12 protein-coding genes are annotated in these 15372 nt (G+C 44.8%); 4 read left to right on the top strand and 8 right to left on the bottom strand.

The features are described 5' to 3' along the window. The first annotated feature begins 63 nt into the window (after nt 1-63). Nucleotides 64-315, top strand: a complete 252-nt coding sequence (locus J2128_RS09245) for a PRC-barrel domain-containing protein (protein WP_209690834.1) — start codon at nt 64-66, stop codon at nt 313-315. Here J2128_RS09245 and J2128_RS09240 read toward each other — a convergent pair. The 5 genes from J2128_RS09240 to J2128_RS09220 form a co-directional block, all read right to left on the bottom strand. Then, entirely contained in the window at nt 304-1032 is a 729-nt protein-coding gene (locus J2128_RS09240; RefSeq protein ID WP_209690833.1) for a phosphoglycolate phosphatase, read from the bottom strand. The genes J2128_RS09245 and J2128_RS09240 overlap by 12 nt on opposite strands. An 18-nt stretch (nt 1033-1050) precedes the next feature. Continuing rightward, complete coding sequence (gene radA, locus J2128_RS09235; RefSeq protein WP_209690832.1) at nt 1051-2025, bottom strand: DNA repair and recombination protein RadA; 975 nt, start codon at nt 2023-2025, stop codon at nt 1051-1053. A 216-nt stretch (nt 2026-2241) separates the two neighbouring features. Further along, the gene (locus tag J2128_RS09230) at nt 2242-3552 is read right to left on the bottom strand and encodes a hypothetical protein (RefSeq protein WP_209690831.1); all 1311 of its coding nucleotides are present in this window, start codon (nt 3550-3552) and stop codon (nt 2242-2244) included. Nucleotides 3553-3567: 15 nt separating this feature from the next. Beyond that, nucleotides 3568-4869 (bottom strand): diaminopimelate decarboxylase, encoded by a 1302-nt coding sequence (gene lysA / locus J2128_RS09225; RefSeq protein WP_209690903.1) that lies wholly within the window; start codon nt 4867-4869, stop codon nt 3568-3570. A gap of 5 nt (nt 4870-4874) precedes the next feature. Then, nucleotides 4875-6023 (bottom strand): LL-diaminopimelate aminotransferase, encoded by a 1149-nt coding sequence (locus J2128_RS09220; protein WP_245323518.1) that lies wholly within the window; start codon nt 6021-6023, stop codon nt 4875-4877. A gap of 278 nt (nt 6024-6301) precedes the next feature. Between J2128_RS09220 and J2128_RS09215 the strand changes: the two genes are divergently transcribed. Continuing rightward, nucleotides 6302-6604 carry a DUF1894 domain-containing protein gene (locus J2128_RS09215; protein WP_245323517.1) on the top strand — a complete coding sequence of 101 codons (303 nt, stop codon included), beginning with the start codon at nt 6302-6304 and terminating at the stop codon, nt 6602-6604. Nucleotides 6605-6688: 84 nt separating this feature from the next. Beyond that, complete coding sequence (gene fdhD, locus J2128_RS09210) at nt 6689-7429, top strand: formate dehydrogenase accessory sulfurtransferase FdhD (RefSeq protein WP_209690830.1); 741 nt, start codon at nt 6689-6691, stop codon at nt 7427-7429. Nucleotides 7430-7559: 130 nt separating this feature from the next. On the opposite strand, the gene J2128_RS09205 is transcribed toward fdhD, so the two are convergent. After that, entirely contained in the window at nt 7560-10178 is a 2619-nt protein-coding gene (locus J2128_RS09205) for a DUF3656 domain-containing protein (protein ID WP_209690829.1), read from the bottom strand. Nucleotides 10179-10354: 176 nt separating this feature from the next. On the opposite strand from J2128_RS09205, the gene J2128_RS09200 reads away from it, so the two are divergent. Then, on the top strand, nt 10355-13453 hold the full coding sequence (locus tag J2128_RS09200; RefSeq protein ID WP_209690828.1) for a HEAT repeat domain-containing protein: 3099 nt from the start codon (nt 10355-10357) through the stop codon (nt 13451-13453). Between the two features lie 29 nt (nt 13454-13482). Here the strand turns inward: J2128_RS09200 and J2128_RS09195 are convergent, their stop codons facing one another. Together J2128_RS09195 and J2128_RS09190 are read right to left on the bottom strand one after the other, a co-directional pair. Next, nucleotides 13483-14319: a hypothetical protein gene (locus tag J2128_RS09195; protein WP_209690827.1), complete on the bottom strand. Its 837-nt coding sequence runs from the start codon at nt 14317-14319 to the stop codon at nt 13483-13485. After that, a complete protein-coding gene (locus J2128_RS09190; RefSeq protein WP_209690826.1) occupies nt 14316-15167 on the bottom strand; it encodes a polymer-forming cytoskeletal protein in 852 nt (283 codons plus the stop codon). Before J2128_RS09190 ends, J2128_RS09195 begins: the two co-directional genes overlap by 4 nt. Nucleotides 15168-15372 lie beyond the last annotated feature (205 nt).

The following is a 15372-nucleotide window of genomic DNA, read 5'->3' as shown; positions in this document are numbered from 1 at the left end:
GCAACAGGATCCGGGCGATTTTTCCAATCATTTAAATAGTATTATCTACACTTATTTTTTAATATGAAGAATACATTCTCCCGAAGTCTCTCTAAAAAACAGGTAATGAGCACAGACGGAATGGTTATAGGTACAATAAGAAATATCATGGTGGACCTGGACTCAGGTCAGGTGGACAGCCTTGTCGTAAGGCCTGAACCGGGATTTGACTGCACAGGATATGCCGTCGACGGCGACCGCATGTTTATCCCTTTCGAAGCTGTAAGAGACATCAGAGATTATATTGTTGTCGACAGATACCTTTCAAAACAGTGAGGGGAAATATCTCCTTACACTTTCCGAAAATCCGTCTCCATACTTTTTTTGGCTGATATAATCAGCAGCCTCAGGCTTTTGCGATTCAATCTGCCCTCCTGCAACTGCAACACCAACACCTGCGTTCTCCAAAAGTTCAACATCGTTTAGAGAGTCACCGATTGCAATAAATTCGCGGGGAGATATACACATCTCATCAGCTAGTTTTAAAAAAGTAGTCCCTTTGTTTACACCTTCGGATTGTATATGGACAGCAAAACCCGAATCTAGAATCTTAACGGGAAAATCCTTTACAATTTCTGCCACTTCCTTAGGATCGACATCCCTTCTGAAAGCGATATCAGAAAACCTGTACTCAGGGCTGTAAAGTTCAGGTTTTATGCCTTTTTCGGAATAATAATCGCTTATTCTCCTGTAGGCTTCACGGGACACTTCGGGTTTTCCACAGATTTTCTGTTCCCCGGCATATGTCAGCCTGTATACACCCCCGTTTTCCGAGATTATAGTCCCGTCCGTTCCTATCATCTTGCAAAGAAATGTAAGTGAGCATACGGTATTTCCACTCGCAAGAACTACAGGAATACCGTTGTCAACAAGAGTCCGCATGACACTGACGGAATCAAGATTTATTCTCCGGTTTTTATCGGTTATTGTGCCGTCGATATCACATATCAGTGCCCGCAGAGATATTGAAGAGTTTAAGGAGGTTTTTTTCATTAATAGTATATTTTAAGATCAAACAGGCTTAAGTCCTGCCATTTCGACTACGAATGCTGCCTCCCCTTCAGGCTGGTCCGGGCTGTCCACAAGTTTTGCAACCCTCTTTCCGCCCTTGCTTTTCCTGAGATATATCCTGAACTTCGATGCGTGACCGACAATGTTTCCACCTGTCGGCTTTGTCGGGTCTCCGAAAAAGACCGCAGGATTGGACTGAACCTGATTCGTCACGACTACCACAGAATTGTACTCCCTTGCTATCTTTGCCAGATCATACATGTACTTGTTAAGTTTCTGCTGACGCACTGAGAGTGTCCCTCTTCCCGAATATTCGGCACGGAAATGCGCCATCAGGGAGTCGACTATTACCAGACGTACAGGCTTTTCGGAATCTCTCAGCTCGGACGCAAGTTCGCGTATACTGTCCACAAGAAGCATCTGGTGATCAGACGAAAAGGCTTCTGCGACATGAATATGCTCTAAGAACTCCTCAGCCGCCGGAATTTCCATATCAAGCTCAAGACCCTCCACCATCTGTCTTATCCTCTCAGGGCGGAACGTATTTTCGGTATCGACATAGACGACCGAGCCGTTGAGGCCACCTACATCCTCAGGAAGCTGGGCATTCACTGCCATCTGGTGTGAAATCTGGCTTTTTCCGGAACCGAATTCACCGTAGAATTCAATGATTGACATCGTTTCAAGTCCGCCGCCCAAAAGCTCATCGAATTCCGGAACAAGGGTACTAAGTTTTTTTACTTTCTTTCTTTCGTCAAGGACCGCAATGCCTGTCCGGAATCCTCCGATATCAGCCATCTTGCGGGCTTCTTTTATCATCTTCTTCGCGGTCGATTCTCCAATCTCCGCAGCCTCTGCAAGATCAGCATATGATGCTGTTGCAATTCCCTCTATCGTACAGTACCCGGCATCCCTGAGTTTGTCCGCTGTTGTAGGCCCGACTCCGGGAAGATCTTCTATTTCATGTTCTGTCATTATTTTTTCCTCCTCAAAAGAACATTATTACAATCTGATTTTGTTATAATTGAATTTGAACTCTCAATATATAGATGCACACCGCGTGGCATGAAAGTGATTGTATTCAGGAATTATGTTTAGAGAAACAGGAGAGTCCGCCAACTGCAAAAATTAACTTTCCAGGACTAAATACCTGCAAATTCAAAATGACCGGCACCAGGTAACCCCAAAAGCTTAACCTGAAAGGCTTTTATTCATCAGTGAAAGTCTCTCTTTTATCTCCCTTATGTCATAACATACAGGCTCTGCAGAGTCAGCACGGAATATATGACCATAAAGCATTCCTGATGCCTTTATATCCTCTCCACAAATTGCGTCATCTGCACCTTTCAGGAGATATCTTTCGCCCCCGTCCAGAATGTATCTTGTACCTGCAAATTCAACGACGGTTCCCGTAATCGAGGTACGGACTCCATTAAAAGGAGTTTCAGGAACGATGCATGAATTGTATCCGGCATGAATTTCCGGATAAGAGCAGGAGAGACCTTTCTGGGTTTTCACGAGTGCATTGTAAACCGACACTTTGTCACCCTCAAAGACAGGAGCCAGCGCTTTTTCACCCCAGAAAACAAAAGCCGCCGACCCCGTTTCGTCTGACAAAACGCCTTTTCTCAGGTACAGGACACTGCCGTCATCTCTTGTGTACCCTGACAAAGAGTCAAGTCCGGTTATTTCCCCGGAAACGCTTGCATAGTCACAGGGATTAACCGATGATATCTTTGATACATGGGGCTTAAGAGACTGTTTCTGAAAAGATATCAATGAAAAAACCGACGTCCCGGTCGTGGAAAATTCCCTGAAACGGGAAGGTTTTGGCAAAACATCAGATACCCTGAGGGTAATACCGGCGGATATGTCTTTGATAATACCTTCATTCCATACATTTATCCTTGCAAAACCGGGGTTTTCTCCAAAATCGCAGTATACAAAAAGCGGAGTTTTAGAAGAGATTACATTATCCTTTGATTCATATGAGATGGTCTTTCCTGTTTCAAGAACCAATGCGTTAAAAGAGCACGGCTGAAGGGATTTCAGCCCGCCTTCCCTTAAATTTACGCAGGCATCACTACGCCTTAAATCAACGACCGCAACGTTCGAAAGGCTTTTGAAACGCCCTGCAATTTCAAGAACGTCCCCTGCATTTAACTCTCCGCAGGCGAGAGCTTTTTCGTCCCAGAAAACAAGTGTAACCTCCCCGGTCTCATCACCGGCAAGAACCTTTTCCAAAAGACCTTCACTTTTGTCCTGCCGGTTAAACCTTACAACAGGTTCCTTTTCGATAACTTTGCAAAAAAAAGAGCTGAGGGTAGGCCCTGCCCTGAGCCCGGATATTTTCCGGTGCAGGCGGCCCAGTTCCTCTGCAACCCCTGCAGCCGCAATATTCTCTGACTCCTCATCTTCAGGGTCAGGATTAAGGGAATAAACCTTCTCTTCAAATTCATCCCAGCTCAGGATGTCATCAACGAGTGCGTAGTATGCCCTCACAGTCAGTCCAGCCGGTTATTTGTTACTCTCGTGCCAGGGAAGCTTCTTCATCGTATTCAGTATATCGATTACAGATTCTCCCCTGCGCATGACCCCAGAACGGTCTCCGAAGACCATGACCTCAGGGCACCTCGGCCGGCAGTTGTACTGCGACGCCATCGAATACCCGTATGCACCTGCATCAAGGACTGCGATGACATCCCCGTCCTCGACCTTGGGGAGGTTTCTGTCTGACGCAAGAATATCTCCGGTTTCACAGATAGGCCCTGTAACCGTATACACACATTCGGCCTCTGCGTCAGCCTTGTTCGCGACGATGACCTCATGATAGGAATCATACATCGCAGGTCTTATGAGAAGGTTGAAACCTGCGTCCACATTGACGAACTTCTTGTGGGCCGTCTTGACAGAGTTGACCCGGGTCAGAAGAACAGTCGTGTCTCCTACGAGGTTTCTTCCGGGCTCTACCCACAGCTGCGGTTTTATTCCAAGTTTTTGGATTCCCTTGAGGAATACGGGCATTATGGCATCCGCATACTGGTCGGGGGAAGGTGCCGCCTCGGTCTCGTGCCTGTAGGGTATCCCCAGGCCTCCGCCGATATCTATGAAATCAAGCTTTACACCGAGTTCTTTTATTTCTCCTGCAACCTTCACCATTATCTCCGCAGTCTTTGTGAAAGGCTCCACATCAAGTATCTGCGAACCTATATGGCAGTGCATTCCGACAGGTTCCACGTTGTCGCATTCAAGTGCTGCACGGTATGCGTCCTTAATCTGACCGGCCGGTATCCCAAATTTGCTTGTGGCAAGACCGGTTGCTATTTTCGGGTGCGTGGGGACGTCTATTGCCGGATTAATGCGGAAAGAGACCTCAACAACCTTTTTGGCCTCTCCCGCTACCTCATTGAGCTGCCTTAATTCGTCAAAAGAATCCAGAGAGACCCGGACGTTTTTTTCCACGGCAAGTGCAAGGTCTTCTTTTGTCTTCGAACTGCCGTTGAAAAGAATTTTTTCAGGAGGTATTCCTGCAAGGAGGGCCATATGAAGCTCACCGGATGAGAACACGTCAGCACCTGCACCCATGGATGAGAATATCCTTAATATCGCAAGGTTTCCGTTTGCTTTTGCGGCATACAAAAGCTGCACATCGGAGTAATGCTTCTTCAATGCCTCGTCATACCTTGTGAAATTACTCCTCAGCCTCTCTTCATCTGTAACATACAGAGGTGTGCCATACTCATTTGCAAGGGCCACACAGTCATGCTGACCTATATACAGGTGGCCGTCTCTTACCGTAAGATGTCCGGGAAGATTCATTACCATCAGAATTCAACCTCTTTCATGCGTTCAATCGCCTCATTTATTCTCTCTATGTCACGTGTTATCGCAAACCTGACATAGCCGTTTCCGTTTCTGCCGAAACCAACACCGGGGGTGACTACGATTCCGGCCTCATTCAGCATTTTCTCGGCAAATATCATGCTGTCGTTTACTTTCATCCACACATAGAATGTGGCTTTGGGTGAGCGTACATCAAACCCTAAACTGCGGAGTCCGGATACTAGTGTATCACGTCTTTTCTGATAAATACTGCACGCCTCACCAACACATTTCTGCGAAGATGTAAGGGCCGTTATTCCGGCTCTCTGTATGGCATTGAATGCTCCCGAATCAACATTGGTCTTTACCCTGCCAAGGCCCGCTATAACCTCTGCACCACCGACAGCCATTCCTATGCGCCACCCGGTCATATTATAGGTTTTAGAGAGAGAATGCATCTCCATTCCAACCTCTTTCGCCCCGTCAGCCTGCATAAAAGAAGGTGCTTTGTAGCCGTCGAAGGCTATTTCAGAGTATGCGTTGTCATGAACGACGACGATATTGTTTTCCTTTGCAAATTCAACGACCTCCCCGAAGAATGAAAGAGGAGCAGTTGCCGCCGTAGGATTGTTTGGGTAACCTAAGAACATAAGTTTCGCTTTTTTCAGGACATCTGAAGGTATACTTTCAAGGTCAGGGAGATAATTATTGTCTTCGCAAAGTGCAAGCTCATACAGTTTTCCTTCCGCAAACAGGGTTGAGGTTTTGTATACAGGATACCCGGGGTCTGTTGCAAGGACGTATTCACCGGGATTTACAAAAGCCTCGGATACATGGGCAATACCTTCTTTTGACCCGATTAACGCAAGAACTTCGGTTTTTGGGTCAAGGTCAACACCAAATCTGTTTTTGTACCAACTGCTGACAGCCTCCCTGTACTCTATCATCCCTGTATAGTCGGGATAATGATGAGTAGAAGGATCACGTGCAGCTTCACAGAGAGAATCTACTATGTGCTTGGGCGTAGGAAGATCAGGGTCTCCTACACCAAGATCTATTACATCCACTCCTTCGGCCCTCTTCTGGGCCTTCAGGGCATCTATCTGGGCAAACAGATATGGAGGAAGATTATCCAGACGTTTTGCGTACATTATGGATAAATTTGATCTGATATCTAATAATATCCCCCTTTATGATTGATACTAATAATATTTTTTCAGAAAATCCGGCCTGCCAAAAGAAATTCAGGCAGAGATCTACGGTATATCCAAAAATTTTCAAAAATGGATTAGAATTTAAAAAAAGCGCAAACCTCTAAAAGACGCAAAAAGATATATAATTTTTAATCTCTCATTAGAAGATGATATTTGGTAGTTCTGCCTGAATATTACAAAGCAAAAAATCTCTAAAAAAACATTTCAGGTGAGATATGATGTTAAACAGATGCGTAAACAAACTTCAGCCGGACTTAATCAAGGAAGAGACGACACCCGACGAGGCAATTGAATACATTAAGCGCAATACATCTGAAATGTATGAAATGCCCGAAGGCTTTACCATAAAGGGAATCTCGATTCTCGGCAAACCTCCGTTATACGTTGGCCTGAAACTTAAAAGAAAGGAGATTGTCTTTTATTTTAAAAAACCGTGCTTCGGAACATACCTTATGAAAGTCAAAGGAAATGACGAAGATCTTGCAAAAATCAGGGAAGAGGGAAAGAGAATAAAGTAAAAGGGTTAATACCTTATTTAATGAATATTTTTAATTTTTTTACATTCATATTTTAATCTGATTTTTGCGATGTGGTAATGATTTATGTTTCTGGAAAATGTAGAAGCCCACAGGGTTACAGGCAACTGCGCGGAGGAGATAACTGATCCAGTCGCAGCTGAAGATCTTGTTACAATATACGTCAACAACGAGACAGTATCTGTCCAGGTGGCAAGCATCTCGGATTTAAGGGAGCTTGGTGCGGGATTTGTCGTTTCGGAAGGGATATCGGATAAAATAATCTCGTCTGAAGCGGAAAGAAACAATGTTTACGTGTACACGAAAGAGCCTGATATTTCTGGTTTGCAGAAAGATACCGGCTCCTCAGGTGGAACGGAGTATATCAGTTCCCCTAAAAAGGTTTCATCCGGAATAAAAGTCTGTTCTGAGGACATAATTCATGCGACAAAAGAAATAGTATCCGATGTCTGGAAAAAGACCGGCGGAGTACACTGCTCAGTTCTCTTCCGGGACGGACAAACACTGTGCAAAATGTCTGATGTAGGAAGACACAACACTCTTGACAAAATTATAGGCTACGCGGTTTTAAACGGAATAGAAACATGCGGGTGCTACGTGGGCTGCACCGGAAGACAGCCTGCCGGAATGGTCAAAAAGTGTGCAAACGCCGGAATACCTCTTATAATATCAAAGGCCGCAGCAACAGTCAGCGGGATTAAAACAGCTGAAAAGGCAGGAATTACTCTTATCTGCTTTGCCAGGGGAGACAGGTACACAATTTATACAAACCCCTGGAGAGTCTGTGGAATTGACTACAGGCGATAACAGTTAATTGTAATGCATATAACTTATTCGTGAATTGCACGGGATGACTTAAATGTTACACAATACCAGAATGCCGGAAAAATAATCCTAAAAAAAATCAGGATTTTTTTAATCCAGACTGAATTTACGGCTAAACACCCCTGCTGTAATGACCTTTTGTAATTCCGCCTGAAGATATTTTCATAAGGTCTGACTTTATTCTTTCAGTTATTTCTTTCAAACCCTTATCTCTGGATTTAACGGCATCCAGGATCTCCAGATATGATTTAACGGTTACTTCTGCATAATCAAAGTCTTTCCTTCTCCCGTCTATTGCAACGTAAGAAAGACCGCAGGACAAAATCTCATTCATAGAGTCTGCAAGACACGTCTCGCGGGAGTTGTAGATATGAGTTCTCCCCTGCATGTCAGTATAAACAGGGAAGAACTGCCCTATTTCGTCACGGAGAGCAAATGAAACGCCATCACCAAAGGGCTCTTTTGAGGATTTTTTCATTGCATCCAGCGTGTTGCAAACGAGGTTATGTTCTGTAACCATCACTTCGACTTCACCCTGGACGATTAATTCCGTTTCTATCCCGGAGTCATCAGGAATTCTTCCAAGAAGCTCCCTGACCCCTTCATATGAAAGCTCCTGCGAGAGTGTCACCCCTTCAAAGAGAGACGATGCACTCACAGCCGCAAGGGAATTGAAGATGTTCAGGCCGGCTGATCCGTATACAGTGATCCCGGGAAATTTCTGTTTTATGACATAGGCAGCCCCAAAGCTTTCGGCCATGACACCCGCTATCAGGCCGCAGGGCAGCTTTCCAAGTACGTCAAGTCCAAATTCTATGTAGGAATCGTCTGTAATACGGGGCCACTTCCAGAAAAGTAAGACCCTATCTTTTTCGCAGATTTCAGCCGCACTTTTAAGCAGATCGATAAGAACATTTGTAGAATTCTCGCGGCTTATGACGATGTCAGGTTCAAAATAGACTCTTTTGCACCCGCCGCAGACGGCCCCCCGTACAGATTCAGTATTCCCTGCATAAAACGAAAGGAATACTTCTTTAGCAGGTCTGTTCCCATATTTTTTCAGGCCTGCTACAAATGACTTCACATTACTCGCCGCTCTTTCAGAGTCTTCCACGGACGGCCTGAGAATATCAACGGCCTTTTTTTCTACTGAGGCATAGAAATCCCTTCTTAACTCATTCAGAAGACCCAGTGGAGAGAACAGGTTTTCGCCGTACTCAATATTAAAAGAGGACAAAAAAAACTGCGTCCCGCCGGTTTTTTCAAATATTTTCTTAAGGTCATCCTTTAGTACCGGTCTTTTCCTCGCCTTCTCCATCTCAAATGAAGCTGAACAAAAGACCTCATGCCAATGCCCGTAAATTTTTACACGGCCTTTTACGACCAGCCTGTTCCCGTCAAGGGATATATTAACTTCAACAGGGATTTTTTTGTACACACCCCCTTCACTGCCTGCGACAGTCTCAGCAAGAAGTTCAACAGACTTTCTTTTGGTTATGTATACTTTGTCTCCTGCATATACCGGATATGAAATCCTGAACGAGAGATGCATGTTTTTGCACGAAAAAGGAGGCCGTAGTGTTAACCCGTTGTCCCTGCCTGAACTGCGGCTCCTTATGGTAAGACCATCACCGACTTCAGGCACCACTTCTCCTTTTATTTTAATTACGGTATTCCCTGTCCGTAAATCGCAGGAGGTTATTTCTCCGACATATACGCCGAGGTTTCCCGGCCTTTTTACGGACATCATGGACATACCTTTTTTATCTGCAAGAAAACCGCCGGTAAACCCCCTGTTGAACGCAAAAAGAAGGTTCTGCAGATCTTTTCGAGCAGGTGTAAACCTTTTCGCACTGATTTCATCAAGGGCTTTTCTGTATACCGACACAACCACCGCCACATAACCGGCAGATTTCATCCTCCCTTCAATTTTAAGGGAGCTTATATTAGGGTTCCCAAGAATACCCGGATTATCATATTCGCACAAATCTTTGGGTGACATCAGGTAAAGGCCGCGTGAAACTATATTGTCATATGAAGAGACTTTACCGTAAGACCCTGATTTCCCATAGACAAGGGAGTATTTTTTTCTGCACGGCTGGGCGCACATACCCCGGTTTCCACTCCGTCCCCCGATAAGGGATGAAAGCAGGCACTGGCCGGAATAGCAGAAACACAGGGCACCGTGTACAAAAACCTCGAGCTCAGGTCTGCATATCCCGGAATCACGGTATATCCGGTTTATTCCTGAAGAAGAAAGCTCTCTTGAAAGAACGACCCTTTTAAGGTTCATCCTGCAAGCAAGGACAACACCGGGTGTGTTGTTTATAGTCATCTGGGTGGATGCATGGAGGGTGAGTTTCGGGATACACTCTCCCGAAGCCTTTACAAGACCCATATCCTGCACGAGCACGGCATCAGCTCCTGCAGCATAATAAAAATACATCTCATTTAGGGCATCGGCCATTTCAGCGTCTGAAATCAGCGTATTAAGGGTGATGTAAACCTTAACCCCACGTTTATGGCAGTAGTCTATCGCTTCGATGATTCCTTCTTCGTCAAAGTTCTCGGCAAATTTTCTTGCTCCGAACTTTCTTCCGCTCAGGTAAACTGCATCGGCTCCTGCTGCAACAGCCGCTGACAAAGCCTCCTTTGAGCCCACAGGAGCTAAAAGCTCTGGGATTTTCAGGTCTTCTGAATTTCTGGTCGCATTGTTCTGGCGGTTTTTCATTGTCTCACAGAACCGGTTTAGATTGTTGCATTTTGTATTGTTTCCATTAGATCTTTTTTATTCATATTTCCGGCAATTGGTTAAACTCTTGTGTCTAAACCGTAATCTCAAAAAACATATAATGAGATATGTATAAAGAGAAGAGAAATTTCTGATCCATACAGGAGAATATTTTTATGGCCCTTTTTGATCGAAAAGAAAACAGCAACAGGGAAAACCAGACCGATGAAATTGAGACGCTGATGCTGTCGCTTGGATCAAAAGAATGGAAAATACGTGAAAATGCCGCAGTACGTCTCACTGAAATAGGAAAACCAGCAATAATACATCTTTTAAAGGCACTCAACTCCGACAATTCCCTTGTAAGGACAGGTGCAGCGGAAGTTCTTGGTACTTACGGGGAGGCCGCACTTCCGACACTTCTGAAACTTGTAACAACAGGAAACGAACGTGTAAGAGACGGTGCCGCACGCGCAATCGGCCAGAACGGAGATACAGCATTAAATCCGCTAAAAGAAACACTGAACAGCAAAAATTACAGGGCAAGAAGAGGTGCCGTATTATCACTCGGCTACCTCGGATATCTGGGTACAGAAGTTGAAGAACTTCTGGTGGCAGCACTTGAAGACAAAAATGACAAAGTACGTGAAGAATCTGCAAAATCTCTTGAAAATATAAACTGGAAGCCAAAAAGCCGTGTACAGATGGCACTTTTTTTCAATGCCAAAAACGATATTGAGTCACTTGTAAAACTTGGAAAAGACTCCCTGCCAATACTCCAGACCGAAGTCATAAAAGGGACTGCTGATAAGAAAAGAGGCATTGCAGAAGTGCTTTCAAAATACAACGACGAACAGTCTTTAATTCTCCTGATAAAACTTTTAGAGGACAATGACGGGTCAGTCAGGCAAAAGGCGGCAGAGGCGGCAGGAAATCTCAGGGACAGGCGGCTTGTTCCGTACATTGTAAAAAAACTTGAAGACAGCGACTCATACGTCAGGATGGAGGCAGTCTGGGCCCTTGACAAAACAGGCTGGAAACCGTCCGATAACGGGCAGAAGGCAAGGTACCTGATGATAAAGGAGAAATGGACTGATCTTCTCCAGATGAGGGAATCAGCTCTTCCGTATCTCATTGAGTCACTTAAGGATCAAAACCCGGGTGTCAGGCTCAAATCAGCCGAAGTCCTCCGTGCAATGGGAAATATCGGTTACTCTGCAATAAATGACGCACTGAAAAGTGAGGATAAAGAGCTTAAAAAAGGAGCCATTGAAGCAGCAGCTCTCATAAAGAAAAAGAATGCAGAAAATTTGAAGAAAAAGCCGGGCAAAAAACCACGGACCCCGGATGAAGAGGTTGAAGAGCAGATTAAGCGCCAGAAAGAATCCATGGCGTCCAAAAACTCTGCAAAAGAGGATTTTTGGGCTGCTCTTATGCGCAAAAACGGGCTTGACGAAGAAAGGACAGTCCGTTTTTCAAAAGCCCTTTCTGACGACAACGAAATAATCAGGGCTGCGGCTGTAGAAAGCCTTAAAAATGCAGGAGAAGCCGGAATCGAATGCATGAAGGCCCTTCTTTCCGATGGGAAAAATAATGTAAGAATTGCAGCGATTGAGTCTCTTGGCGACATTAAGGCTACAAGTGCCGCTTCTTATCTTGTCAGACTTACAAAGGACAAAAATGAAAATGTGCGGACGGCATCCGTGCATTCACTCGGGCAGATTAAAGAGGAGAAGACACTTCCGGCAATCATAAATCTGTTTTCAGATAAAAGCCTGAAAGTCAGGACAGAAGCGTCGGATTCTGCGGCAAAATTCGGTGTAATAACACTCGGTATTCTGAAAGACGTTTTTGCCGATCAGGACATGACAGTCAGGATGAACGCGATAAGAACAATCAGTAAAATAGACGACTGGTCATCAATATCCCAGTGCGTCAGGATGCTCAACGATTCCGAATACGATGTACGTGAATGCGCCGTTAAAGCCCTCATATCCTTAAGTGAGTACCTGTTCAACCCACTTATTGACGAATCCCAGAGAGTTCTTATCCAGGGAACATATATGGAAAAGACAGGGATGATTGCCGCACTATCCGGAATAGAAGATTTGAGAGCAAAACAGGCTTTGTCAACCTTTGAAACCGATGATGACGAGAGCATAAGAAACCATGCGAAACAGGCCCTTTACGGAACTTCCGGAGAAGAGAAGATTGTCCCGAAGCAGGAAAAAAGACCTGTAAAGGACAAAAATTCATCAGACAAGATGACAGCAGAGATCAGAAAAGTGATATCTGATCTTAAAAGCGAAGACAGCAGTGTTCAGATGAAAGCCGCCGAAAAGGTGTTCATCATAGGTGAAGACATGATAGAGCCCCTTATAGAGGAGCTGGCAGAAAGCGGCGAAAACCCCTCCTTCCAGAACTTCGTTGCGGAAATTCTTACAGGTCTCGGAGACAGGGCAATACAGGGCCTTATAAAATCACTTAAGGACGGGAATACAGGTACAAAAATTATCGCAGCACAGAGCCTTGGAAAGATTCCGGAAAAGGTCACAATCGATGCCCTGTGTGAAACACTGTACAAAGAGGAGATTCCTGAAGTCAGGAAAGTCGCAGCGGAGTCGCTCGGTTTCATGGGTGATCACAGATCTGTTGATGCACTCATATTCGCCTCAAAAGAGGATAACCCGGCCGTAAAGAGTGCTGCAATAAGATCGCTCGGATATATAAATGACAGCAAAGCTGTAAAACCTCTGATTAATGTACTGGAAGAAGGTAATGAGCAGGTGAACAGACTTGCCGTTGAATCTCTTAAGAGCTTTGGTAAGGATGCAATAGAAGGCCTCACAGAAGAATTGGGTTCAGTAAACTGCCATAACAGGCCTGCAGTTGCGCATGCCCTTGACGAGATGAACTGGGTCCCGGAAACAGAAGAGAGCATCTCTTTATACCTGATAGCAAAGAAGCACTGGAAAGAGCTTGAAAAGATAGGTAAACCTGCAATAAAACCTCTTTCATACGCTGTTTTTGATGAAGACATCAATACGAGACTTGCCGCCGTCGTAACACTTGGAAGTATAGGAGGAGAGGAGACAGTGCCCATACTTGCAAAAGCGCTGTGCGACAACTCCCAGGTTGTCAGAAAAGAAGCTGAAACGGCAATAATATCAATAGGCAGAAGGGCTGTCCCTGTCCTTGAAAATATCGTTGCAAATGCGGAGAACCCCACCCAAAGAACTTTCACGATGAATATTCTCAGGAAAATAGAAAGCTGAAAAAGTCTTAATATTTTTATATTTTAGATTTATTTCTCGGAATAGCAGACCCATGCATCATATATCGGGTCCCTGTCATTTTCGATTATCTCAGGCTTTCTGCCTGCATCCCTGCACCACTCCCCAATCATGCGTATCTCGCGTTCGGTTGCAACCGAGATAACCGTTTTTTCAGACAACGAGAATAGTTCCGCAGTGATGTCCTCCCACATTGACGCATTAAAGGACGTTATATCGCCGAACATAAGTCCGGTTCCTGCAAAGGAGGGGCTGCAAAATACTGAAGCATCTGTACCGTCAATGCAGATTGTCCTTTCAGGGGAGAGCCTTTCATGCTGAAGACCACACGAGATAAGAGAAGCGTCATAGTCAAAAGAAAGTGTCTTATAACCCATATCTGACAATACCTTTGAGGCGACACCCGAACCGCAGCAGAAATCAAGCGCCGTCTTATTGTTACCTTCACCAAGAAGTTCACTTAAGAGGCTTTCAATCATCTCGTACCTTCCCGGACGGTTGTCTTCGATTACCTCAGGAAATTCGCTTAAAATATCCCCGCAGTAATACTCCCTTAAAGCGCCTTCGTAGACTTCCCTTTTCTCCTGGTATATGTCTCCGGAACACGTCTCGAACAGTTCGAGAATATCAGGTGAAAAGGGCCTGTAAAGGTAAGAAGACACAAACCACCCGTTTTTGTCATGGAAAGCGACTGCTACCGGGTCTTCGTTTTCATCGACAAGAAGCCGGCCGCATTCAGTCTCCATTGAAAGGACCATATTTGTATAACCGTCTTCAGTATGATCCATAAGTGCAGGCTCTATGCATACCGGACTTTCTATCTCAAAAATGTCAGCTATTTTCATCATTGTTTCTTTCTCACAATTTTTACGCCGCCCGGAGCACGGATTGTTCCGTCAAGAATGGAATCCTCGTCAAGCAGAAGGCTTTGGCACCTCACGTCTCCGAGAACATGAACGCCGGGCTCTATCTCAATGTCACCGCCCCCGGAACTGACGGCACCGTGAACGGTTGAATCCTTACATATTTTCACATCGTCTTCAGCCGAGAGACTGCCGAATATAGTATTGTTTTTTTCAACAACCACAGATTTGGCACGTATGTTTCCGTGAAGGCGGCAGCCCTGACCTATATGCATCGGGCTTATAACGGAAAATACCTCCATGTTAAGAGTTGAGCTCGGGGGAATTATAAGTGGCAGCGGTTTTTCATCTTCATCATCATCAGAGAAAAGTTTCTGGAGAAATGCATTTATCTCCTCCTCTTTTTCAAGACCAAGGAGGGTCACAAGGTACAGAACAATATATGCAATTACAGGAAGCGGATTTCTTATGGAAATCCATCCCCGGGCTTCAAAACCGCTGTCAATCTGGACGTTGTCTCCCAGATCAAGGTCTCCAAGAACCTTAAGGCGGCCACTGATCTTTACTCCTTCCCCGATATACGCATTGCCGTTTGACGTGACGTCTCCTGTGATCTCAGTCCAGTTGTCTATCCTAAGGTCATTTTCAGTTTCGATATTTCCTTTTATCTGGCAGAATTCGCTGACTATTACTTCGTCACCTGACAGACCGTAATCGATTCTGCTTTTATCTCCGATTATTATGCTGCGGTCCGTTTTGAGCGTGTGCTCCAAAAGCTGCGTGCCTTCGGGAACCGTGCACTGCCACAGCCAGTCTCCTTTCCCCTTGTCCATGTACAAAACCGCCTGAACTAACTTTATATTTTAAATCAAAAGCTTATGAGTGTTTTCTATACAGACCCAGGAAACTTACTGATTTATGCATAATATAAGAACATCATTGCCATAATATAGTCTCGTGACAAAACATTCTCTGAAAAGAAAAAAACTGGTGATCCCGGATCTGGTTTTCCGGAATAATATTCCACGAATTATATTC

The sequence above is a fragment of the Methanomicrobium sp. W14 genome (genome assembly GCF_017875315.1).
Taxonomy (GTDB): domain Archaea; phylum Halobacteriota; class Methanomicrobia; order Methanomicrobiales; family Methanomicrobiaceae; genus Methanomicrobium.
This window is presented reverse-complemented; position numbering and strand designations above follow the sequence as displayed.